This is a genomic window from Microbacterium sp. AISO3 (assembly GCF_002204305.1).
Taxonomy (GTDB): Bacteria; Actinomycetota; Actinomycetes; order Actinomycetales; family Microbacteriaceae; genus Microbacterium; species Microbacterium arborescens.
This window is the reverse complement of record NZ_NHRF01000011.1, coordinates 71,261-91,620: the sequence shown is the minus strand read 5'-3', so window position 1 is coordinate 91,620 and position 20,360 is coordinate 71,261. Positions and strand designations below refer to the sequence as shown.

26 protein-coding genes are annotated in these 20,360 nt (G+C 71.1%); 12 read left to right on the top strand and 14 right to left on the bottom strand.

Annotated elements, in window-relative coordinates:
- Together CBF90_RS14660 and CBF90_RS14655 are read right to left on the bottom strand one after the other, a co-directional pair.
- Positions 1-465: response regulator transcription factor (locus tag CBF90_RS14660; RefSeq protein WP_172407866.1), on the bottom strand; the 465-nt coding region annotated here is incomplete at its 3' end.
- Between the two features lie 80 nt (positions 466-545).
- The gene (locus CBF90_RS14655) at positions 546-1,661 is read right to left on the bottom strand and encodes a glycoside hydrolase family 6 protein (protein WP_023954092.1); all 1,116 of its coding nucleotides are present in this window, start codon (positions 1,659-1,661) and stop codon (positions 546-548) included.
- Positions 1,662-1,731: 70 nt separating this feature from the next.
- Between CBF90_RS14655 and CBF90_RS14650 the strand changes: the two genes are divergently transcribed.
- Together CBF90_RS14650 and CBF90_RS18475 are read left to right on the top strand one after the other, a co-directional pair.
- Positions 1,732-2,439: a universal stress protein gene (locus tag CBF90_RS14650; protein ID WP_064955461.1), complete on the top strand. Its 708-nt coding sequence runs from the start codon at positions 1,732-1,734 to the stop codon at positions 2,437-2,439.
- On the top strand, positions 2,436-2,837 hold the full coding sequence (locus CBF90_RS18475) for a VanZ family protein (protein WP_023954094.1): 402 nt from the start codon (positions 2,436-2,438) through the stop codon (positions 2,835-2,837). Before CBF90_RS14650 ends, CBF90_RS18475 begins: the two co-directional genes overlap by 4 nt.
- Here the strand turns inward: CBF90_RS18475 and CBF90_RS14640 are convergent.
- The 7 genes from CBF90_RS14640 to CBF90_RS14610 all read right to left on the bottom strand — a co-directional run bounded on the left by CBF90_RS14640 (position 2,816) and on the right by CBF90_RS14610 (position 8,289).
- On the bottom strand, positions 2,816-3,172 hold the full coding sequence (locus tag CBF90_RS14640) for a PLD nuclease N-terminal domain-containing protein (RefSeq protein ID WP_036305673.1): 357 nt from the start codon (positions 3,170-3,172) through the stop codon (positions 2,816-2,818). The genes CBF90_RS18475 and CBF90_RS14640 overlap by 22 nt on opposite strands.
- A gap of 95 nt (positions 3,173-3,267) precedes the next feature.
- Positions 3,268-4,338, bottom strand: coding sequence for a spore photoproduct lyase family protein (locus tag CBF90_RS14635; RefSeq protein ID WP_088380952.1), 1,071 nt, complete (start codon positions 4,336-4,338; stop codon positions 3,268-3,270).
- Positions 4,339-4,346: 8 nt separating this feature from the next.
- Positions 4,347-4,595 (bottom strand): hypothetical protein, encoded by a 249-nt coding sequence (locus tag CBF90_RS14630; RefSeq protein ID WP_023954097.1) that lies wholly within the window; start codon positions 4,593-4,595, stop codon positions 4,347-4,349.
- A gap of 9 nt (positions 4,596-4,604) precedes the next feature.
- Positions 4,605-5,480 (bottom strand): metal ABC transporter permease, encoded by an 876-nt coding sequence (locus CBF90_RS14625; protein WP_088380951.1) that lies wholly within the window; start codon positions 5,478-5,480, stop codon positions 4,605-4,607.
- Complete coding sequence (locus CBF90_RS14620; protein ID WP_023954099.1) at positions 5,477-6,226, bottom strand: metal ABC transporter ATP-binding protein; 750 nt, start codon at positions 6,224-6,226, stop codon at positions 5,477-5,479. The genes CBF90_RS14625 and CBF90_RS14620 overlap by 4 nt, the downstream gene beginning before the upstream one ends.
- Positions 6,223-7,164, bottom strand: coding sequence for a metal ABC transporter substrate-binding protein (locus CBF90_RS18595; protein ID WP_088380950.1), 942 nt, complete (start codon positions 7,162-7,164; stop codon positions 6,223-6,225). The genes CBF90_RS14620 and CBF90_RS18595 overlap by 4 nt, the downstream gene beginning before the upstream one ends.
- A 9-nt stretch (positions 7,165-7,173) precedes the next feature.
- Positions 7,174-8,289, bottom strand: coding sequence for a Gfo/Idh/MocA family protein (locus CBF90_RS14610; protein ID WP_242435688.1), 1,116 nt, complete (start codon positions 8,287-8,289; stop codon positions 7,174-7,176).
- A 77-nt stretch (positions 8,290-8,366) separates the two neighbouring features.
- On the opposite strand from CBF90_RS14610, the gene CBF90_RS14605 reads away from it, so the two are divergent.
- On the top strand, positions 8,367-9,329 hold the full coding sequence (locus CBF90_RS14605; protein WP_023954105.1) for an alpha/beta fold hydrolase: 963 nt from the start codon (positions 8,367-8,369) through the stop codon (positions 9,327-9,329).
- 18 nt (positions 9,330-9,347) lie between these two features.
- On the opposite strand, the gene CBF90_RS14600 is transcribed toward CBF90_RS14605, so the two are convergent.
- From CBF90_RS14600 to CBF90_RS14590, 4 genes are read right to left on the bottom strand one after another with little or no spacing between them, the layout of a single operon-like run.
- Positions 9,348-10,148 (bottom strand): MerR family transcriptional regulator, encoded by an 801-nt coding sequence (locus tag CBF90_RS14600; protein WP_088380948.1) that lies wholly within the window; start codon positions 10,146-10,148, stop codon positions 9,348-9,350.
- Positions 10,145-10,681 carry a VOC family protein gene (locus CBF90_RS14595; RefSeq protein WP_023954109.1) on the bottom strand — a complete coding sequence of 179 codons (537 nt, stop codon included), beginning with the start codon at positions 10,679-10,681 and terminating at the stop codon, positions 10,145-10,147. The genes CBF90_RS14600 and CBF90_RS14595 overlap by 4 nt, the downstream gene beginning before the upstream one ends.
- A 52-nt stretch (positions 10,682-10,733) precedes the next feature.
- Positions 10,734-10,910 (bottom strand): hypothetical protein, encoded by a 177-nt coding sequence (locus CBF90_RS18470; protein ID WP_157096452.1) that lies wholly within the window; start codon positions 10,908-10,910, stop codon positions 10,734-10,736.
- A 19-nt stretch (positions 10,911-10,929) separates the two neighbouring features.
- A complete protein-coding gene (locus CBF90_RS14590) occupies positions 10,930-12,030 on the bottom strand; it encodes a VanZ family protein (protein ID WP_088380947.1) in 1,101 nt (366 codons plus the stop codon).
- Between the two features lie 115 nt (positions 12,031-12,145).
- On the opposite strand from CBF90_RS14590, the gene CBF90_RS14585 reads away from it, so the two are divergent.
- The 9 genes from CBF90_RS14585 to CBF90_RS14545 all read left to right on the top strand — a co-directional run bounded on the left by CBF90_RS14585 (position 12,146) and on the right by CBF90_RS14545 (position 20,064).
- Positions 12,146-12,850 (top strand): L-ribulose-5-phosphate 4-epimerase, encoded by a 705-nt coding sequence (locus tag CBF90_RS14585; RefSeq protein WP_088380946.1) that lies wholly within the window; start codon positions 12,146-12,148, stop codon positions 12,848-12,850.
- 66 nt (positions 12,851-12,916) lie between these two features.
- Complete coding sequence (locus tag CBF90_RS14580; RefSeq protein ID WP_023954117.1) at positions 12,917-13,177, top strand: multisubunit Na+/H+ antiporter MrpF subunit; 261 nt, start codon at positions 12,917-12,919, stop codon at positions 13,175-13,177.
- The gene (locus CBF90_RS14575) at positions 13,174-13,518 is read left to right on the top strand and encodes a monovalent cation/H(+) antiporter subunit G (RefSeq protein ID WP_064955454.1); all 345 of its coding nucleotides are present in this window, start codon (positions 13,174-13,176) and stop codon (positions 13,516-13,518) included. Before CBF90_RS14580 ends, CBF90_RS14575 begins: the two co-directional genes overlap by 4 nt.
- Positions 13,515-14,495, top strand: coding sequence for a hydrogenase subunit MbhD domain-containing protein (locus CBF90_RS14570; protein WP_088380945.1), 981 nt, complete (start codon positions 13,515-13,517; stop codon positions 14,493-14,495). The genes CBF90_RS14575 and CBF90_RS14570 overlap by 4 nt, the downstream gene beginning before the upstream one ends.
- Positions 14,492-14,803, top strand: coding sequence for an NADH-quinone oxidoreductase subunit K (locus tag CBF90_RS14565; protein WP_023954123.1), 312 nt, complete (start codon positions 14,492-14,494; stop codon positions 14,801-14,803). Before CBF90_RS14570 ends, CBF90_RS14565 begins: the two co-directional genes overlap by 4 nt.
- Positions 14,800-16,242, top strand: a complete 1,443-nt coding sequence (locus tag CBF90_RS14560) for a complex I subunit 5 family protein (protein ID WP_088380944.1) — start codon at positions 14,800-14,802, stop codon at positions 16,240-16,242. The genes CBF90_RS14565 and CBF90_RS14560 overlap by 4 nt, the downstream gene beginning before the upstream one ends.
- On the top strand, positions 16,239-17,780 hold the full coding sequence (locus tag CBF90_RS14555) for a complex I subunit 5 family protein (RefSeq protein WP_088380943.1): 1,542 nt from the start codon (positions 16,239-16,241) through the stop codon (positions 17,778-17,780). The genes CBF90_RS14560 and CBF90_RS14555 overlap by 4 nt, the downstream gene beginning before the upstream one ends.
- Positions 17,771-19,534 carry a complex I subunit 5 family protein gene (locus CBF90_RS14550; RefSeq protein ID WP_172407864.1) on the top strand — a complete coding sequence of 588 codons (1,764 nt, stop codon included), beginning with the start codon at positions 17,771-17,773 and terminating at the stop codon, positions 19,532-19,534. Before CBF90_RS14555 ends, CBF90_RS14550 begins: the two co-directional genes overlap by 10 nt.
- The gene (locus CBF90_RS14545) at positions 19,531-20,064 is read left to right on the top strand and encodes a Na+/H+ antiporter subunit E (RefSeq protein ID WP_088380941.1); all 534 of its coding nucleotides are present in this window, start codon (positions 19,531-19,533) and stop codon (positions 20,062-20,064) included. The genes CBF90_RS14550 and CBF90_RS14545 overlap by 4 nt, the downstream gene beginning before the upstream one ends.
- Here the strand turns inward: CBF90_RS14545 and CBF90_RS14540 are convergent.
- Complete coding sequence (locus CBF90_RS14540) at positions 20,044-20,280, bottom strand: three-helix bundle dimerization domain-containing protein (RefSeq protein ID WP_036304776.1); 237 nt, start codon at positions 20,278-20,280, stop codon at positions 20,044-20,046. The two genes, CBF90_RS14545 and CBF90_RS14540, sit on opposite strands and share 21 nt — an antisense overlap.
- Between the last annotated feature and the right edge of the window lie 80 nt (positions 20,281-20,360).

Below are 20,360 nucleotides of genomic sequence, written 5' to 3'. Positions count from 1 at the left end.
GCCGGGAGCCGGGGCGGACGGGGCGGGGCGTGCGCCCGGGAACGACGGGCCGACCGAGTCCTGCTGGGGGGTCTGCTGCGGAGCGGCGGCGCGAGGACGCCGCAGCAGCGCGTCGACCCGCGCCCGGAACTCGCGCGGGCGGAACGGCTTGACGATGTACTCGTCGGCGCCGGCGCCGAGTCCGAGCACGACATCCGCCTCTTCGGAGAGCCCGGTGAGCATGATGATGTATGTGTCGCTCTGCGCGCGGATCCGCCGCGCGGCCTCGAAGCCGTCGATGCCGGGCATGTTGACGTCCAGCGTCGTCAGCAACGGCCGGTACGACAGCACGGCTTGGATGCCGTCGATGCCGTTGCCCACCGAGACGGTGGAGAATCCGGCTGCCTCGAGCACCTCGACGAGGAGATGACGGATGTCCGGATCGTCCTCGACGATGACCGCCGTCTTCAACTGCTCGGACATCATGTTCGTCACTCTTCTCCCTCAGGTTCGGGTTATTTTGCCACACGCGAGCGACGCGGCACTCCCGGAGGAACGCCGAAGAGTCAGGGCGCGACGCCGCGCGTGAGCTCGACGGCTCCTTCGGGCCACCAGACGCCAGCGGCGGGCCCGCCGTTGCACGGTCCGTCGCTCTCTCCCGGCGGCTTGATCCACAGGTTCGTGTCGACGACGTCGTCACCGAACGTGCCGCTCGGATCGCCCACGGTGCGCCCGGGCGGATTGCACCATTCGCCGTCACCCGGAGCGCCCGCGCCGTTGCGCGAGGTGTCGACGAGGGCGTGCATGCCGCCCAGGCGGTCGGACAGGGCGTGGGCGTAGGCGAACTCGTCGTAGGTGTCGTTGAAATTCGACACGTTCGTCACGAAGCCGCGCACCCCCGAGACCGCGACCCGCTCGATGAGTCCCGCCATCACCTCGGGGCCGAGCCAGTTCGAGTGCCCGCCGTCGACGTAGACCCAGGTGTCCGGGCCCGTCAGACGACCGAGCGCCCCGCGCAGCTGGTCGACGCGCTCGTCGACGTTTCCGCACTGCGGGGCGAGGGCCAGGCTGTCGGGCTCGACGATCACGACCTTCTTCACGTCCGGAACCGAACGCAGCGCCGTGCCGATCTGCTTCGTCCACGTCTCGTAGTCGGCCTCGTCGAGACCGCCCGCGGAGTGATTGCCGCAGTCGCGGCCGGGCAGGCCGTAGACGACGACCGCCATCGCGGTGCGCGACTCGCGCGCCTCGTCCGCGATGTTCAGCACGCGCTCGCCGACCGCGCCGATGGGATCCTGCTCGGGAGTGAGCCAGTACGCCGTCGGCTGGGCGGCGAGATACTCGGCGGCGGCGACCTCGTCCGCCGATCCGCCCTCGGCTGCGGCGCGCGCGGCTTTCGACTCGGCGGGCGCGACGAAAGCGGTGCCGACGCCCGGGGGCCGTGCGGTGAGCGCCTGCACCCCGCCCATCACGAGCGATACCACCAGGGCGATCCCGGCGACGACGAGCGCCACCGCGGCGACGATGATCGCGATCCATCCCCAGCGCGGCAGCCGGCGGCGCCGGCGAGCGGGCCGAGGCGGAGCGGGCCGTTCGGGCGGCGGCGGTGGTTCGTAATGTCCGCTGAGGACATAGCGACCGGCGTCGTGATGCGATGCATCGGAGCCGGGTCGCTGTGCCACGCACTGACTCTAACCGCTGCCGGCCGCGAGACCCATCGTGCCGGTCCGCCGCGGCGGATACCCTGGGGCCATGGGCGACGTGATCCTGGGAGTGACCGACGCGGACGGCACGGGTGCGCGGGAGTGGGCGTTCCGGCGCGCCGAGGCGCTGGGAGTGACACTGCGCGAGCTGCTGATCGCGCCCACGCGCGACGATGCCGACCGTGCCGCCGCGGCGACGGCGGATGCCGAGATCCTCGTGCTCCCCGAGGAACACGGTCATGCGTACCGCGCACTTCTCGCACACGCGCACTGCCCGGTCGCGATCGTCCCCGACCGGCTCGACGCTGATGCCGAGGCTCGCGACGTCGCGAGGACGGGTGTGCTCGTCGGCGTCGACGCGTCCGAAGTCTCGGCCCGGGCGCTCGACTTCGCCGCCCGCGAGGCCGTGCGAACGGGTGAGCCGCTCGTCGCCCTCGCCGCCTGGGAACCGGTCTCGGTCGGCACCGAGCCGGGCCTCGATCTGTGGACCGGTCCCATGCCCGTCGACCTCACCGAAGCGACGGCCGGGATGCTGGAGCGCATGCTCGAGCCGGTGCGCGCCGAGCACCCGCAGCTCGAGGTGCGCTCGCGCATCGACGTCGGCGACGCCTCCGCGCTCATCGAGGACGCGTCGCGCGGCGCCGTGCTGACCGTCGTCGGCTCGCACGGACGCACCGGGTTGTCGCGCCTGCTGCTCGGATCGGTCAGCGAGCGCGTCGCCGCCCACGTCGGTTCTCCGACCGTCATCGTTCGGTGACCCGCCGCGCACGAGCTCTGCTGATCGGTTACGTCGTCGTCCTCGCGCTCATCGCGTTCTGGCCGACGCCCGTCGATCGCGACGCCGGCCCGATCCTCCGGGCGATCACCTCGGCCGTGCCGTGGCTGACATACGACCGCATCGAGTTCTCGGCCAACATCGCCCTCTTCATCCCGTTCGGATGGTGCGCGGCGCTCGGCTGGCCCCGCTGGCACGCCTACGTCGTCCCCGCCGGCCTCGTCATCTCCGTCGTGATCGAGATGGCGCAAGGTGTGCTGCTCGCGGAGCGGACCGCGAGCGCGTGGGACGTCGTGGCCAACACCCTCGGCACGACGGCGGGCTGGCTCATCGCCCGCCGGTGGGTCGTCGGGCGGGATCAGCCGGCGTCGGGCGACTGAAGACCCTGTGCGCGGCGGCGACGGATCTCGGCCTCGAGCTCGGCGATCTCGATCTCGCGTTCGAGGTCGGCGAGCTGCTGCGCCGTCGACCGGTAGTCGCGGGGCTGCGGGCGGCTGGCCGGGGCGGCGGGCGCCGGCTCGTCGCGGGACCACCGGCGCGGGTCGCCGAAGCTCATCGACTCTCGCGGTGCGGTGTCCCACTCGCGTCCGAGGGCGAACCACAGCACCGATCCGAGGAGCGGCAGGAAGACGATGAAGAGCACCCAGGCGAACTTCGGCAGGTGCTTGACCTGGTCGTCGCGGCGGGTGATGGCGTCGACGAGAGCTGCGACCATCAGGACGAGGACGAGCAGGGGCAGCAGGAGATGCACCCCGCCAGGGTGGCGCAGATCCGCGCGTCCGCGCAAGGGAGGGGCATCGGGGGAGTGGGTCAGAACGCGTAGCGGATGCGGCACGACGGCAGCTCGCGCTCGATGAGGGCGCAGAGTGCCGCGACGGCCTCGCCCTTGAGCGGTGAGCGGTACCGGACGTTGATGGCGCCGTTCTGCGATCGTTTGGTCTCCTGCATGCGCGGGGTCCACAGCAGGTCCTCGCCGCGCGGATGCCAGCCGAGGTTGATCTCGTGCAGGCCCTCATTGTGGGTGAGCATGATGATCTCGCACGCCAGCTGCGCCTTCGCGCGGTCGGAGAGCACGTCGTCCAGTTCCCGCAGCAGGGCCGTCCAGTCGGCCACCCAGGTCGGGGTGAGGATGACGGGCGAGAAGTTCAGGTGCACTTCGTAGCCGGCATCGACGAAGTCGTTGATCGCGGCGATCCGCTCGGAGACCGGCGAGGTCCGGATGTCGGTGACCTTCGCCGTGTCGTGCGGCATGAGCGAGAAACGGATGCGGGTTCGCCCGAGCGGGTCCCAGTCGAGCAGGTCGCGATTGACGTACTTCGTCGCCAACGAGGCCTTGGCCGTCGGCGACATCCGGAACAGCTCGCACAGATCGCGGACGTTCTCGCTGATCATCGCGTCGACCGAGCAGTCGCTGTTCTCGCCGATGTCGTAGACCCACGCCTCGGGGTCGCACTGGTTCGGCTCGGTCTTCGGTCCCTGCCGGGAGATGTGGCGGGCGAGATGGCGGGAGATCTCGTCGATGTTGGCGAAGACCGTGACGGGGTTGCTGTAGCCCTTGCGTCGCGGCACGTAGCAGTAGGAGCAGGCCATGGCGCAGCCGTTCGCCGTCGACGGCGCGATGAAGTCGGCCGAGCGGCCGTTGAGCCGGGTCGCGACCGACTTCTTCACACCGAGCACGAGCGCCTCGGTCTTGATCCGCACCCAGCGGCGCACGTTCGTCTCGTCGCCGTGGATCTCGGGAACGAGCCAGTGCGAGTCGATCGGCACGATCTCGGCATCGGGCCACCGCGCCACGATCTCCTGCCCGCGGGGCAGCGCGAGCGCGGCCTCCTCGGCGTAGATGCGGCTGATCTGCAGCAGCGGGGCCCGATCCCGGGACATCCGGCCGGTCAGCCGGCCTGCTCGAGCTCGATCTCGCCGGCGGCGAGGGCGTCGGCGTACGTGCGGACGTCGGGGCCGGGCTCCCAGTCGATGAACTTGTCCTTCATATGGCTGACGAGCGCGGCGTAGGCCTTGTCGGCGTCGTTCGCGTCGTCGGTCGCGGCGACGGCGGCGACGGCATCCTGCAGGACACGGTCGGCGTCGTCGAGCACCTTCTGGCGGGCTTCGTCGTTCCAGTGGATCTCGCTGATCTTCATAGCGGCACGCTAGCCAGCGGGAACGGATTCGGCGACGGACTTGCGCGAGGCGATCCGACGGCCGATGATCCCGTGCTTCGGGCTGAAGAGGTACACCGCGGCGAACACGACGCCCTGCACGAGCACGACGAGTCCGCCCGACGAGGCGTCCACCCAGTAGCTCAAGTAGATGCCGACGATCGAGGATGACGCCGAGAGCACCGGCGCGATGACGAGCATGCGGCCGAAGCGGTCGGTGAGCAGGTGCGCCGTGGCTCCCGGGATGATGAGCATCGCGACCACCAGCACGACGCCCACGACCTGGAGCGCGACGACGGCGGTCAGCGCGAGGACGCCCAGCAGGAGGCCCGACAGCAGGCGGGGCGAGAGCCCGATGGCGAAGGTGTGGATCGGGTCGAAGGCGAACAGGGTGAGGTCGCGCCGCTTGATGAACAGGACCGCGAAGGCGACGGCGGCCAGGACGCCGATCTGCACGAGGTCGCCCGCCGAGACCCCGAGGACGTTGCCGAAGAGGATGTGGTTGAGGTCGGTCTGGCTCGGCGTGACCGAGATGAGCACGAGGCCGAGCGCGAACAGCGTCGTGAACACGATGCCGATGGCGGCATCCTCCTTCACCCGGCTCGTGCCCCGGATGATGCCGATGAGGGCGACCGCGACGAAGCCGAACACCAGGGCGCCGATCGCGAACGGGGCGCCCAGGACGTAGGCGAGCACCACGCCGGGGAGCACGGCGTGACTGACGGCGTCGCCCATCAGCGACCAGCCGATGAGAACGAGCCAGCACGACAGCACGGCGCAGACGATCGCGGCGATGGCCGTGGCCGACAGGGCGCGCAGCATGAACTCGTACTGCAGCGGCTCGAGCAGGATGTCGATGACGGTCACGGGCGCTCCTCGGTGGTCAGGCCGAAGGCGCGCGCGAGCAGCTCGGGGCGGAGCGCCTCGTCGACGGCTCCCTGGAAGACGACGCGGCGCAGCAGCAGCACCGCCTCGTCGGCGAGGGATGGGAGGGCGTGGAGGTCGTGGGTGGAGACCAGCACGGTGCGGCCGTCGGCGGCGAGCTCGCGCAGCAAGCGGACGATCGTCGCCTCGGACTTCTTGTCGACGCCCGCGAACGGCTCGTCGAGGAGCAGGATGCCGGCATCCTGAGCGATGCCGCGCGCGACGAACGCGCGCTTGCGCTGTCCGCCCGACAGTCGGCCGATCTGACGGTCGGCCAGTTCGCTCAGCTCGACGCGCTCGAGCGCGGCGTCGACGGCGCGATGGTCGTCGGGGCGCGGGCGCCGGGTGGGGCCCAGGCGTCCGTACCGGCCCATCATCACGACGTCGCGCACCGACACCGGGAAGGTCCAGTCGACGTCCTCGCTCTGCGGCACGTACCCGATGAGGCCGCGACGGCGAGCGGCGGCGGGAGTCTGCCCGGCGATGCTCACCCGTCCGCTCGCGGGGCGCACGAGGCCCGTGATCGATTTGAACAGCGTCGACTTTCCCGAGCCGTTCATGCCGATCAGTGCGGTGACCCGTCCGGGCGTGACGGTGAGATCGACGTCGTCGAGCGCCACGATGTCGCGGTAGCGCACCGAGACCCCCGAGACCTCGATCCCGGGGGATGCGCCGCTCGCGGTGCTCACGAGGCGCTCCCGGTCAGCGCCGCCGTGATCGTCTCGGCGTCGTGGCGGATGAGGTCGAGGTAGGTCGGCACGGGTCCGTCCTGCTCGGAGAGCGAATCGACGTAGAGTGTGCCGCCGAAGACGGCATCCGTCGCCTCGACCACCTGCTGCATCGGGCGGTCCGACACGGTCGATTCGCAGAAGACGGCGGGCACGTCGTTGTCCTGGACGAACTCGATCGTCTGTCGGATCTGCTGGGGCGTCGCCTGCTGCTCGGCATTGACGGGCCAGATGTAGGCCTCGGTGAGTCCGGCGTCGCGGGCGAGGTACGAAAAGGCGCCCTCGCATGTGACGAGCGCCCGCTGTTCGGCAGGAACCGTCGCGAGGTCGGCGACGAGATCGTCGTGGATCCGCTGCAGCTCGTCGTTGTATGCCGCGCCGTTCGCGGCGTAGGCGTCGGCGCCCGCGGGATCGAGTTCGCTGAACGCCGCGACGATGTTGTCGACGTACAGCTGCACGTTCAGGGGGCTCATCCAGGCGTGAGGGTTGGGCTTGCCGGCATAGGCGTCGCCGGTGATGTCGATCGTCTCGACGCCGTCGGAGACCACGGCGTGCGGTGCGTCGGCGGTCTCCACGAACCGTGCGAACCATGACTCGAGGCCCAGCCCGTTGTCGAGGATCAGATCCGCGTCGGATGCCGCCGCGATGTCGCGCGGGGTGGGCTCGTAGCCGTGGATCTCGGCTCCGGCCTTCGTGATCGAGCGCACGTCGAGCCGGTCGCCCGCGACGTTGCGCGCGATGTCGGCGAGCACCGTGAAGGTCGTCAGCACGACGGGCCGGCCCTCGGACGGCTCGCCCGAGACGTCGGCGTTCGAGCCCGTCGCGCAGCCCGCGAGCAGTGCGGTCGCCGCGCCGAGGGCGACCAGGGCGGTGAGGCGACGACGTCGATTTTTCGGCATACCGAAAAATTACCCGCTGGCCTCCCGGGCATGCAATTCCGCGTCGACGACATCGGCCCAGGGTTGACGCGTCGAGCGCACGGTGTTACCGGTCTCGGCCGCCTGCTGCGAGAGCTGCGCCAGGTAGTGATCCTGGCTCGCCTCGGCCAGCGAATACACCGGTGCGCTGCCGTCGATGGCGTGGGGCATGCCGTCGAGCATGCGCGCGATCGCGATCTCGTCGTCGTTGAGGCGGGCGGGGAGGAAGGGGTTGCGGAAGAGCCATTCGTCGCCGAGGAGGATGCCGCGCAGGAACATCCCCTCGAGGTTGCCGCCCTCGCCGGTCATGACCCGTCGCAGAGAGCCGAAGACGGGCTCGTCGAACCGGCGGAGGCGGCGCACCTCGCCGTTCTCGATCTCGCCGCGCTCACCGCGGATCAACAGGCGGTTGCCGCGGATCCACGAGAAGTACTGCTCGCTCGCGAAGTCGTACACGCCCAGGCGGTCGTCGAAGGCGAACCGTGCCGTGGTCTGCGTCGCCATGATGACGCGCTCGGCGGTCGGGTCGCCGGCGCGGTCGGGGCCGGCCACGAGCGGGGAGCGGAAGACGGATGCCGAGATCTCGACCTCGTCGGCGCCGATCCCGAGGGCCCGCCGCATGACGCTGACGCCGTGGTAGTCGTGGCACTGCGCGACGAGTGCGTACGACGGGATGCCCAGCCGGCCGGAACGGGCGACCGTGAGCTGCGCCGACAGCAGCGGTGAGAGGTGGTACTGCTCGGCGACCTGGACGGTCGGCATCCCCGGGCGGGCCAGGTGCTCCCACAGGGCGACGAGGTCGTCGATCCCCGCCGCGGGCGGGGTCTCGGTCAGGACCGGGATGCCGCGGCCGGCGAGGTCGACGATGATCCCGGGCGCAACGTCGCGCGGCACCGACACGACGACGAGGTCGGGGGTGCCGTCGGCGAGGAGCGTGTCGAGGTCGGGGTAGCCGCGGACGCCCCAGCGCGTCTCGGTCTCGGCCGCCGTCGCCGCGCTGCGGGTGACGAGACCGGTGACGCGGAACCGCTCGGGCAGGGCGGCGGCGACGCGCAGGAAGAAGTCGCTGCGCCAGCCGCTGCCGACGATGGCGAAGGTGAGGGTCATCGGCACAGTCTGCATGGGCCGGCGTGTGAGACGGTAGGGACATGGTGGAGGGGCGCGCTCGCGGCGGTGAAGATGATATGGAGCCGGCCGACATCGACGTCGAGACGGTCGCGTTCGACGGGGTGCGCACGCGGGTCACGCGGGTGCAGACCGCCTCGTCGGCGGACGCGGAGCGGGTCTTCGTGCTGATCGCGGGGATCGGGGTCGCCGCGACGTACTTCGACCTGCTCGCTCCCTTGCTCGCGCAGAACGCGCGGGTCTTCGCGCTCGACCTCCCCGGCTTCGCGGGCCAGCGTGCGCCGCGCGACGAGCCGTCGGTGTCGTTCTTCGCCGACCAGGTGGAGGCGGTGCTCGACCGGTTCGAGCTCGAGGACCCGGTGCTGCTCGGGCACTCCTTCGGCACGCAGATCGTGACGGAGGTGCTCGCGCGGCGCCCCGCCATCCGTCAGGCCGTTCTCATCGGGCCGGTCGTGAACGACCGCGAGCGCTCGGTGGTGCTGCAGGGGATCCGGTTCGCGCAGTCGTCGCTGTTCGAGCCGTTCCGTCTCGTGCTGCTGGCGGTCAGCGCCTACCTGCTCTGCGGTTTCGCATACTTCATGCGGGTGCTGCCGCACATGATGCGGTATCCGCTGCGCGACCGCCTGGCGGACGTCTCTGCGCAGGTGCTGCTGATCCGCGGCGCGCGCGACTTCTCGTCGCCGCGGTACTTCCACTCGGAGCTCCTGTCCGTCGCGCACGACGCGTGGCGGTGGGAGATCCACGGTGCCGCGCACTCGGTCATCAACGGCAACGCGATCGGCGTAGCCAAGCTCATGGACGCCTTCGTCGCGGGCGACCTGCCGCGCCGCGGTCAGATGTCGCAGGAGGAGGCACGCGTGCCCCGCCCGGCGTACGGCGGGATCGCCCTGATGTGGCGGGCGGCCCGCTATCGCGTGCAGGAATGGTTCAGCGCGCGGGAGGGCGACGAGGTCGGCGTCGAGCACGCGAAGGAGTCGCACGCCGCCGTCATGTGGCGCGCGTTCACCGGCGGACGGCGCTGAGCCGTCACTCCCGCGTCGTCACTCCCATACCGCGGTGTCGGGGTCGATGCCGCGGGCGCGGGCGCTCTCGTCGATGCTGCGGCGCAGCCACGAGGCGAGGCCGGGGCGGAGACGGTCGTAGTGCGCGGCGAATGCGGCATCCGCCTCGTACATCCGACCCAGGCACACCTGCATCGACCGGCTGACCGGAAAGTACTCGCTGATCGCTGCGCGGTGGCGCTCGACGAGCGCATCGGCTTCGGCAGCGCCGGGCTCGATGCCGGCGCCCGCCGCCGCGGCGAGGTCGCCCTCGAGCGCGGTCATCGCCGCGGTGACCGCGCGCCACTGGTCGGGGCTGCGGGTGGCGGCGCGCTCGGCGTACTGCTGCCACTGCGGGGAATCACCGTACCGGCGCCGGGCGAGCGCGGGCCAGTCGGGGTTCCAGTCGGGGCCGAAGATCGACAGCTGCTCCTCGGCCGTGAGCAGGACGCCGCGCTCGTGCGCCTCGATCATCCGGTCGAGACCCGCGCGGAGGTCTTCGAGCCGGGCGAGCGATCGTGACACCTCGTCGCGCTGCGCCCGCAGGGCGGCGGAGGTGTCGCGATCGGGTTCGTCGAGAATCGAGCGGATCTGGTCGAGCCCCAGCCCGGCCTCCCGGTACACGACGATGCGCTGCAGACGCGCGATGTCGTCGGCGGTGTACAGCCGGTATCCCGCGTCGGTGCGCAGCGACGGCGAGGCGAGGCCGATCTCGTCCCAGTGGTGCAGGGTGCGCACCGTGACCCTGAGATCGGATGCCGCGCGCCCGACCGTCACCCCGTCCGTGCTGATGTCGCTCATGGGTGCTCCTGCGAGGGTGTGATGCCGATGGCGGCGAGGGAGCGTGCCGCTGCGCTGTCGGGCTCGTAGGGCTTCGCCGCCGTGACGACGATACGCGCGTTCTCCGGGGTGAGGATCTCGACCTCGCGGCTGTTCCATGGGGTGTCGCGCGGATCGCCCACCGCCCCCGGGGCTAGGGCGCGGCAGTCCGCGGCGATGCCGTCGAGCTCGGTGAGGATGCAGGCGTAGCTGTAGGTCAGCGCGGGTGGTTCGGACGCGGGCAGCGTAGCCGGGTCGGCGGCGACGAGGAGGACATCCTGGAAGGCCCAGCGGCGGAGGTGCACGAGCGTTCCCGGGATCGTGAAGAGCTCGAAGAACCCCAGGCCCGCGGTCCAGAACTGCGTCGAGGTCGACAGGTCATGCGTGGGGATGGTCACGAACGCCGGCATCCCGTAGATGCCGCGGTAGGGCTCGGGGGCGACGGCATCCGGTCCGGGCGGGGGAACGGGGCTGATCTCGAACGCGTCGTAATACGGGGTGTGCTGGTCGGTCATGCGACCACTCTCTGCCCTCACGTCGCGTGAGGGTCAAGCGGGCGTGACCCCCTCAGCGGTACATGCCGCGGGGAAGCAGCATGACGGCCGCGATCGCGAGGACGATCATCGCGACGCCGCCGACGATCACGCCGAGCATCGGGTTGAGGGTGAGCAGCCCCACGACGAATCCGAGGGCGATGCCGACGAGAGCGCCGGTGGCGGTGTGGGCGAGTGCTTCGACGTCCATGCTCTCGACGGTACGGACCTCAGCGCCGGCGCGCGTCCCCCGTACGGGTGATTTCGACTCGTCCTGCGGGACCATGCTCTCTGCTGTCGCGCAGCTCCTGGCCGCCGAGGACTCCGGGCAGGCCCCGGCCGGCGCGGGTCGTGAACGCGAGGATCGTGGCCGTCACGAGGAAGGCGAAGGTGAGGAAGCCCCACGGGCCCGGGAGCTGGTCCAACAGGGCATATCCGCCGATGCCGCCGATGAGCCGGGTCAGCCGCGTCACGCCGGCGGGGGCCGGTCCTCCCGCGTAGCGGAGGCGCACGGTCAGGTCGCCGATCGTGCGCCCCGACACCAGGACGCATCCCGCCACGATGATCAGGGCGGCGACGGAGCCGACCTGACCGGCGAGGTCGGTCTCGACGGCGACGTCGCGGTTGCCGGTGACGACGAGGGCGGCCTGGATGCCGACGCTGACGAAGATGCCGACGAGCGCGTAGGCGAGCAGGTCGCACACCATCGCGAGGATGCGGCGGCCCCGGGTCACGGGCCGCGGGGCGTCGGGCTCATCCGAGACCGGCCGGCGCGGCACGAGGAGGGCGAGGATGGAGCCGATGACCGCGCCGACGGTGTTGGTGAGCAGATCGTCGACGTCGAAGACGCGGTAGGCGCACGGGTAGACGCCCCAGACACCGGTGAGCTGAGTGAACTCGACGATGAGGGAGATCCCGAGGCCGGCGGCGAGTGCGACGAGGATGCCGCGGCGGGCGAGCACGCGGACGAAGAAGCCGAGCGGCAGGAAGAGCAGGACATTGAGCGCGAGCTGCAGGAAGGCGAAGTCGGTGAGGAACGCCCGGGTGCTGCCGCCCGCGCGCTGCGCGGCACCCCGGATGTCGTCGACCAGCTCGAGGGGGTTGAAGTTGACCCCCGCGCAGCGCATGCCGGCGGGATCGGGGAGAGGCAGGAGGGTGTACGTCCAGATGGCGAAGAAGTACACGAGGGCCGAGATCCACAGCACGAGCTGCCCCGCGGTGAGGTGGCCCGCGCGCCGGTACTGGATCGCGACGAAGGGAACGAACAGCACGATCCCGACGACCGCGCCGATGCCGATCGCCACGGCACCGAGGAAGACGTTGGCACCCATTCCGACAACTCTTCCAGATGAGAGGCTGTTTCCGTGACCCGCATGGTGTTACCGGTAACATGTCGAGCGCCGGTCCCGAAGGCGGATCCGGCATCCCGAGAGGCGGAGGAGTCCGATGGAACACGAAGCGGTGGCGCGGGTTCGGGCCGAGGTGGCGTCGTTGCACGCGGAGCTGGTGCGTTACGGGCTGGTCGTGTGGACCGGCGGCAACGTGTCGGGTCGGGTGCGCCTGGGCGCAGACCCCGCCGACGACCTCATGGTCATCAAGCCGTCGGGGGTGTCGTATGACGAGTTGGCGCCGGAGAACATGATCGTGTGCGATCTGGACGGCAATGTGGTGCCGGGGACGCCGGGCAGTGATCGGTCGCCGTCGAGTGATACGGCCGCTCATGCGTATGTGTATCGGAACATGCCCGAGGTGGGTGGTGTGGTGCACACGCATTCGACGTATGCGGTGGCGTGGGCGGCGCGGGGTGAGGAGATCCCGTGTGTGATCACGGCGATGGCCGATGAGTTCGGGGGGCCGATTCCGGTGGGGCCGTTCGCGATCATCGGTGATGACTCGATCGGCCGGGGGATCGTGGAGACGCTTCGGGGGCATCGTTCTCGGGCGGTGCTGATGCAGAACCATGGGCCGTTCACGATCGGGTCGAGTGCGAAGGATGCGGTCAAGGCTGCGGTGATGGTGGAGGACGTGGCTCGCACGGTTCACATCGCCCGGCAGGCGGGGGAGCTGCTCCCGATTCCGCAGGGCGCGATCGATGCGTTGTACGACCGGTATCAGAACGTTTACGGACAGACCACCGACGACCGCCGGTAGCCCCGCACCGGGGCGGCTTCGCATTCCGGATATCGTCAGTGGTGACGACGTCGGAGGGGAGACGCCATGACCGCAGTGGACATCGCGCTGCATGCGGTCGCCGCCGTTCTGCTCGTCTGCATCGTCGTGGGACTCTGGCGTGCGGTGCGCGGGCCGAGCCCCGAGGACCGGTTGACGGCCTTCGTGCTTCTGGGCACGAGCGGCGCCGCGCTCTTCGTCGTCCTCGCCTCGGCGCTGGGCGTCGCGGCTCTTCGTGATGTCGCCGTCACGGTGGTCGCCCTCGCAACGGTCGTCGTGGTCGTCTACACCCGGCGGGCAGAGCGGTGACCGCAGCGAACGTCGGGGTGCTGGACGTCCTTGTGATCGGCCTGCTGTCGGTCGGATGCCTGTTCGTCGTCGTCGGCACGCTGGGGCTGCTTCGTTTTCCGGATCTTCCGACCCGCCTCCACGCTGTCGCCAAGGCCGACAACCTCGGCCTCGGGTTCATCGTCATCGCCCTCATCGTCGATGCGATCGCCCGCGGCGGCGACGGGCTCGGCATCGTCGGGGTCGCGGCGAAGCTGCTGCTGATCTGGATGCTCGCGCTCCTCGGCACCGCAGGCAACTCCCACCTGCTGGCCGGCAGTGAGCGCCGGAAGCGGCGCAGCGACGCGGACGGCGGCTCATGAACGTCGACCTCCTGGATCTGCTCGCTGTCGGGGCGGTCGTCGTCGTCGCCTCGGTGGCGGTGCTCGTGCGGGGCCGTGCCGCCGCGACGACAGCCTTCCTCGTGTTCGGCATCCTGCTGGCGGTGCTGTGGGGTCGCATCGATGCGCCCGATGTCGCGCTCGCGGAGGCGGCGCTGGGCGGCGGTATCGCCGGGGCGTTGCTGGTCGACGCGCTCGAACGCCGGGCACCGCCGCGACCGAGCACCGAAGAGCGGGGTCGGGCGGTGACGATCGGGGTCGCCGTCGCAGGGGGTGCGGCTGGTCTGGTCGGTCTGCTGCTGGCCGTACGCAGCGTGAGCGTTGAACCCGCCGACCTGGGCCGGGAGGCGGTCGCGGCGACGGACGCGGCGGGCGTCTCGCACCCCGTCACGGCGGTGCTGCTGAGTTATCGCAGCCTCGACACGCTTCTCGAGATCGCCGTGCTCGTCGTCGCCGCGGTGGCCGCGGGCGCGGTCGGCGGCGAGCGGCTGCGGGCCGTGAGGCCGGCTGATCCGGTGCGGCGGGCTCTTGCCGTCGTGATCGTGCCGGTCGTCCTCGTGCTCGCGATCTGGGTGCTGGTGGCCGGCAGCGTTCAGCCCGGCGGGGCGTTCCAGTCGGGCGCGCTCATCGCCGCGGCTCTCGTGATCGCGCGGCTGTGCGGCATCCGAGCCGCCGCCGTCTCCCGCCCCGTCGCGACGGCGATCGTGGGCACGAGCCTGCTCGCATTCGTCGCCCTCGCCGTCATCGGCCTCGTCGTGACGGGCGCATGGCTCGGGCTCGACACCGCGTGGGCGGGTGGGGCGATCCTCGCGATCGAAGCGGTGCTCGCCGCCGGGATCGGCGTCGCGCTCAGCGAGATCTTCTTCGCCGCCGGCGCGGTCGATGACAGCGCGAGTCCCGCCGGCGCGGTCGATGACAGCGCGAGTCCCGCCGGCGCGATGGATGAGGAGCGCGCATGAACGCGACGTTGCTCTTCCTCGGCGCGGGCGTCGTGGTGTTCGTCATCGGCACCACGGCGCACCTCGTGGTGCGCGACCTCATCCGCCGCATCGTCGCGCTGAACGTCGCCTCGGGCGGAGTGATGCTCGTGCTGCTGGCTCTCGCCGACCGCGGCGCAGCGGGCGCTGACGGCGGCGCGCCCGATCCCGTGCCGCAGGCGCTCGTCCTGACGGGGATCGTCGTCATGGCCGCGATCACAGGCCTCGCTCTCGCGCTCGCTCGCCGGGTCGAGGACACCACCGACGAGAACGAGCAGGGAGACGGATGATCCCGCTGCTGCTGTTCGTGCCGGTGGCCGCCGCTGTGGTCGCCGCGCTCGTTCCCGCTCGGTTCCGCGCTGCCGTCGGAGTCGTGGCCGTCGTCGCGAGCGGTTCCGTCGTGATGGCGCTGTGGCCGGCTGTCGTGGACACCGGCGTTGTGCGTACCGAGCTCGCGGGATGGATCCCCCCACTGGGCATCGCGCTGCAGGCGGATGGAGCGTCGGTCGCGATGCTCGCCCTCGCCCATGTCGTGTTCCTCGCCGCCTTCGTCATGGGCTCGGCAGAGCCACGTCTCATCGGCGCCGACAGCTTCTGGCCGCTGGCGCTCTTCGCGATGGCCGCGATCTCGGGTGTGTTCGTGGCCGCGGACCTGTTCACGATCTACGTCCTGCTCGAGCTGCTGACCCTGGCCGCGGTCGCGCTCGTCGCCCTGGGAGGGGCGCGGGCGCGTGCGGCGGCACTGCGATATCTGTTCGTGGCGGTGACCGGTTCGCTGTTCTACCTCCTGGCGGTCGCGCTCGTCTACGGGCAGGCGGGGACGCTCGACCTCGCTCTGGCGGCGGGTCGCCTCGACGACGGTCCCGTCACGGCGGCCGTGCTCGCCCTGGCGCTTGTCGGCATGGGGGCGAAGATGGCGCTGTTCCCGCTGCATTCGTGGCTTCCGGTCGCGCATCCGGCTGCCCCCGCCGCGGTGAGCGCGCTGCTGTCGGCGCTCGTGATCAAGGCGTCGCTGTTCGTGCTGTGGCGCATGTTCGCCGCGGTCGGTCCGGAGACCGCCCTCGGGCCCGTGCTGGCGAACACCGCGGCCGCGGCCGGAGCCGCCGGCATCCTCTGGGGCGGGTTCATGGCGCTGCGTCGCGATCGGCTGAAGACCGTCATCGCCTATTCGACGGTCGCGCAGGTCGGGTACCTCGTGCTGATGCTGCCGCTCATGCTCGATGGCGGCGCGCACGGAGACGACGCGGGCGCGGCCGGCTGGAGCGGCGGAGTCGTGCTCGCGGTCGCGCACGGGCTCGCGAAGGCGGCGATGTTCCTCGCGGCCGGCACGCTCGTGGTCGCGTACGGCAGCGACCGCCTCGGCGGGCTGAGGGGCGCGCTCGCCCGGATGCCGCTCGCGGCCGCCACGATCGGGATCGCGGGGGTCGGCCTGGCGGGCCTGCCGCCCACCCTCGGGTTCGTGGGCAAGTGGCAGCTGCTGGAGTCCTCGCTCGCGGTCGGCGCCTGGTGGTGGGTCACGGTGCTGCTCGCGGGCGGACTGCTGACCTTCGCGTACGTCGCGAAGATGCTCCGAGCGATGTTCGCCCCGCCGGGCGATGACCCGCCGCCCCCGAACGGCGTGCCGAGGCGCACGCTCTCGATCGTGCCGTTCGTCCTGGCCGCGGCATCCGTCGTCATCGGCGTCTTCCCGGGGCCTCTCGTGGCCATCATCGAGGGGACGGCGCCATGATCCCGGGTTCCGTCGTCTCGCCCAGCCTCATCCCGGTCGTGCTGCTGCTGACCTCGCTGGTGCCGGCGCTCGTCATCTTCGGCCTGAGAGAGGAGCAGCGGCGGCTGCGCACGGCGCTCAACCTCGCCGGCGCGATCGCGAAGGCGGCGATCGTGGTCGTGCTCATCCCCATCGTCGTGTCGGGGGAGAAGCTCCGTTCCTCGTTCGAGTGGATCCCCGGGCTGGAGATCGTCTTCGTCACCGACACGTTCTCACTGTTCTTCGTCGCGCTCTCGTCGGGACTCTGGCTCGTCACGACCGTCTACGCGATCGGCTACCTCGAAGGCGCCCCGAATCGCAGCCGGTTCTTCGGGTTCTTCAGCCTGTGCGTGACGGCGACGACCGGCATCGCCCTCGCGCAGAACCTCTTCACCTTCCTGATCTTCTTCGAGCTGCTGACCCTCGTGACCTATCCGCTCGTCGCCCACCGCGGCACGCCCGAGGCGATGCGCGGAGCGCGCACCTACCTCGGCTACACGCTCGTGGGCGGGGTCGTGCTGCTGCTCGGCGTCGCGTGGCTGACCCTCGAGGTGGGTCCGGTCGAGTTCGTGTCCGGGGGCGTCCCCGCCGTCGCGGCGCTCGCCGCGCGCGACCCCGCGGCCGCGACCGCGATCGGCGCACTGCTGCTCACGGGGGTCGGGGTCAAGGCCGCGCTGTTCCCTCTGCACGGCTGGTTGCCGGTCGCGATGGTCGCCCCGGCGCCCGTCAGCGCCCTCCTGCATGCGGTGGCGGTGGTCAAGGCCGGCGCCTTCGGCATCATCCGGGTCGTCGAGGACACGTTCGGCTTCCAGCTGTTCGCCGATCTCGGCCTGCTCGCGGTGCTCGCGGTCGTCGCCTCGATCACGATCGTCTACGGCTCGCTCCGTGCGCTCACCCAGGACGACCTGAAGAAGCGCCTCGCCTACTCGACCGTGTCTCAGGTGGCCTACATCGCGCTCGGGGCCGCGCTGCTGGCCCCGATGGCCACCGCCGGCGCGATCGTGCACATGGTCAATCAGGGGTTCATGAAGATCACCCTCTTCTTCTGCGCCGGGCTGTTCGCCGAGGAGCTGAAGATCCACAGGATCAGCGAGCTCTCCGGAGTCGGACGGCGGATGCCGCTGACGGCGACGGCCTTCACGATCGCGGCGCTCGGGATGATCGGGCTGCCCCCCTTCGCCGGGTTCATCTCGAAGTGGGCGCTGGGGGTGGGCGCCCTCGATGCCGGCGAGCCCTGGGTCATCGCGGTGCTGCTGACGAGCACGATCCTCAACGCCGGGTACTTCCTGCCGGTGATCATCGCGATGTGGACGGAGCCTGCGGCCACGGCCGCGTCGGCGGAGCGGGCGCCCCGGCTGACCCAGCCGGGCGACCACGCGCGGCGCCTCGAAGCGCCCGCCGCGCTGCTCGTTCCCACCCTCATCACAGCCGCGGCCGTCGTCGGACTCGGCGTCGCCGCGGGCTGGGAGTTCTCGCCATGGTCGCTGGCACGGTTCATCGCGGACGGAGCGTGGCTGTGATCTTCCTCCCCGCACTGTCGTCGCCGCTGCTCGTCGCGGTGCTCATCGCCGTGCTGAGCGGTGTCGGCGGTACGCGGGCGCGCCGGGCGCGGGAGGCGATCACCCGCTTCTCCTGGCTCGCCGTGCTGCCCGCCGGTATGGCGGCGGTCTTCGACGCCGGCGACCGCCATGAGATCCCGTGGATGCTGCTCGGCACCTCCATCCGGCTCGACGCCGTCGCACGGCCCCTGGTGCTGATGGCGGTCGTTCTTTACTGCATGGCCCTGTCGTTCGTGGTCCGGTCGAAAGCCGAGCGTCCGCATGTGCTGACGGCCTTCCTGCTGCTGTGCTTCACCGGCAACATCGCGGTGTTCCTCGCTGACGATCTCGTGACGTTCTACCTCGCCTTCGCCGCGATGAGCTTCCTCGGGTACGCGATCGTCGTGCACGACCGGACGCCGAGCGCGCGGCGTGCCGGCGCCATCTATCTGGTGCTGACGGTGTTCGGGGAGTGCGCCGTGCTCGCGGCGCTGCTGCTGCTGGCCGCGGATGGCGTCACGACGGTCGGGGAGGCTCCGGCGGCCGTCTCCGCCTCGCCCGCGCAGGGGACGATCATCCTGCTGCTGCTGATCGGCTTCGGAGTGAAGGCGGGCACCGTCCCGCTGCACGTCTGGCTGCCGCTCGCGCATCCGGCAGCCCCGAGTCCCGCGAGCGCGGTGCTGTCGGGAGCGATGCTGAAGGCCGGCATCGTCGGGTGGCTGCGCTTCCTGCCGCTCGGTGAGGGAACCGGCGAGCCGACGTGGGGCGCGGTGTTCCTCGTGCTCGGCCTCGTGGGCGGGCTGCTGGCGGTGCCCGCGGGCGTGCTGCAGCGCAATCCCAAGGTCATCCTCGCCTACAGCAGCATCAGCCAGATGGGCTTCCTCACGTCCGTCATCGGTGCGGCCCTCGTCGCCCCCGCGCTCGCGCCGGCCTGCATCGCCGCCGTTGTGGTCTACAGCGTCTCGCACGGGCTCGTGAAGGGGGCTCTGTTCCTGGGAGTGCAGGCGTGGGACAGCGAACGGCTGCCGCGCTGGAGCGTCACGGCGGCGCTCGCCGTCGCGTCCCTCGCGCTCGTGGGCGCACCGTTCACGAGCGGGTTCATCGCGAAGTACGTCGCGAAGGAGGCCGTCGGCGAGGTGCCGGTGCCGTGGCTGCCCGCGCTCGGCGTCGCCGATGTGCTGCCGTGGTTCGGCGTGGGGTCGACGCTGCTGCTGGCTCGGTTCGCCGTCACGCTGGCGCGGCGCGAGCGCACGCCGAAGCCCACGGCGCGCATGCGCGGCATCGCGTGGGTCGCCCTGTCGGTGCTCGCGGTGGTGCCGGTCGCGGCGCTCGCGTCAGCATGGGCGCCGCCGCTGAGCGTGCCAGGCTGGCTCGATCCGTCGGCCATCTGGGCGCAGACGTGGCCGCTGCTGCTCGGACTCGCCGGCGCCGCGATCGCCCTCGGGGTCACGCGGCGCGCACCGGAGCGCTCACCCACCGTGCCCCCCGGTGACATCGTGGTGGTCGAGGAGCGCGCGGCGCGGATCGTTCTGCGCGGTCTCACCGTCGCGTCGAACGGCCTGGGACAGGTGCGGGGTGCCGTCGTCGCCCGGATCGCCGCCGGTCCGAGCGCGGGACCGGGTCTCGACCGCGCGCAGCGGGCGATCGGCAGTTGGTCCGGTTCGGGTGCGGTGATCGCCCTCGCCTTGGGCGGTGCCGTGCTCGTCGCGGTTCTGGCGGCGGTGATGGTGCCATGACGGCCGGGCGGGTGGGAACGGTGATCGTCTCCGTGCTGTGCCGGATCGTCGTGATCGCTGCCGTCTGGATCGCGGCGACCGAGGCGTCGCTGGCGGCGCTCGGTTACGGCGTGGTCGCCGTCCCTGCGGTCACTGCGACCACGTATGCCCTGACGGGAATACCGAGGCGCCGGGCCGGGCTGGTCCGCTCGGCGCGAGGAGCGCTCGGGGTTGTCGAGCTGGCCGCATGGGTGATCGGTCGCTCGATCATCGGCGGGATCGATGTCGCGCGGCGGGCGATCTGGTTGCCAGGGCCCGACATCGATCCGGAGTGGGTCGCGCATACGACGATGCTCGAGACGTCGGCGGGCCGCGCCGCGCTGGCGCTCGTGGCGAATCTCATGCCGGGCAGTCTCACCGCCAGCATCGACGGACGGCTGATCGCGGTGCACACGATCAGCCCCTCGGTGGATGTCGCGGGGGCGCTCGCCTCTCTGGAGCGGCGCATCGCCCGCATCGAGGCGGCCTGGTCAGTCGGAGGCGGCGCCTGAGGACTCGTCGGCGATGTCGGCGAGGCGCTCGCGGGTCTCGCGCTCTGCGATGATGCCGATGAAGTCCGTCACGCGTGCGTCGGCGTGGCTCTCGACCGATGCGGCCGCCTCGCGGCGGATGAGATCGTCGTCGACATCCGGCATCCGCTTCTTGACGCGCTCGGCGACCTCCTCCGCCACCTCGTGAGCGTCGAAGTCTTTCGCAGGCTTGTCCATGCCCATATCATCCGCCGCCCGTCGCGCGCGGGGAACCGGTCGACGCGACGCCCGGACCGTGCGATCATGGCGAGCTAGGC

Coding starts and splice junctions, on each gene's coding strand:
- CBF90_RS14650 (WP_064955461.1), top strand. CDS start 1,732: ATGGGCGACGTGATCCTGGGAGTGACCGACGCGGACGGCACGGGTGCG.
- CBF90_RS14640 (WP_036305673.1), bottom strand. CDS start 3,172: ATGGTCGCAGCTCTCGTCGACGCCATCACCCGCCGCGACGACCAGGTC.
- CBF90_RS14635 (WP_088380952.1), bottom strand. CDS start 4,338: ATGTCCCGGGATCGGGCCCCGCTGCTGCAGATCAGCCGCATCTACGCC.
- CBF90_RS14630 (WP_023954097.1), bottom strand. CDS start 4,595: ATGAAGATCAGCGAGATCCACTGGAACGACGAAGCCCGCCAGAAGGTG.
- CBF90_RS18595 (WP_088380950.1), bottom strand. CDS start 7,164: ATGCCGAAAAATCGACGTCGTCGCCTCACCGCCCTGGTCGCCCTCGGC.
- CBF90_RS14610 (WP_242435688.1), bottom strand. CDS start 8,289: ATGACCCTCACCTTCGCCATCGTCGGCAGCGGCTGGCGCAGCGACTTC.
- CBF90_RS14605 (WP_023954105.1), top strand. CDS start 8,367: ATGGAGCCGGCCGACATCGACGTCGAGACGGTCGCGTTCGACGGGGTG.
- CBF90_RS14600 (WP_088380948.1), bottom strand. CDS start 10,148: ATGAGCGACATCAGCACGGACGGGGTGACGGTCGGGCGCGCGGCATCC.
- CBF90_RS14595 (WP_023954109.1), bottom strand. CDS start 10,681: ATGACCGACCAGCACACCCCGTATTACGACGCGTTCGAGATCAGCCCC.
- CBF90_RS18470 (WP_157096452.1), bottom strand. CDS start 10,910: ATGGACGTCGAAGCACTCGCCCACACCGCCACCGGCGCTCTCGTCGGC.
- CBF90_RS14590 (WP_088380947.1), bottom strand. CDS start 12,030: ATGGGTGCCAACGTCTTCCTCGGTGCCGTGGCGATCGGCATCGGCGCG.
- CBF90_RS14585 (WP_088380946.1), top strand. CDS start 12,146: ATGGAACACGAAGCGGTGGCGCGGGTTCGGGCCGAGGTGGCGTCGTTG.
- CBF90_RS14580 (WP_023954117.1), top strand. CDS start 12,917: ATGACCGCAGTGGACATCGCGCTGCATGCGGTCGCCGCCGTTCTGCTC.
- CBF90_RS14570 (WP_088380945.1), top strand. CDS start 13,515: ATGAACGTCGACCTCCTGGATCTGCTCGCTGTCGGGGCGGTCGTCGTC.
- CBF90_RS14565 (WP_023954123.1), top strand. CDS start 14,492: ATGAACGCGACGTTGCTCTTCCTCGGCGCGGGCGTCGTGGTGTTCGTC.
- CBF90_RS14560 (WP_088380944.1), top strand. CDS start 14,800: ATGATCCCGCTGCTGCTGTTCGTGCCGGTGGCCGCCGCTGTGGTCGCC.
- CBF90_RS14555 (WP_088380943.1), top strand. CDS start 16,239: ATGATCCCGGGTTCCGTCGTCTCGCCCAGCCTCATCCCGGTCGTGCTG.
- CBF90_RS14545 (WP_088380941.1), top strand. CDS start 19,531: ATGACGGCCGGGCGGGTGGGAACGGTGATCGTCTCCGTGCTGTGCCGG.
- CBF90_RS14540 (WP_036304776.1), bottom strand. CDS start 20,280: ATGGACAAGCCTGCGAAAGACTTCGACGCTCACGAGGTGGCGGAGGAG.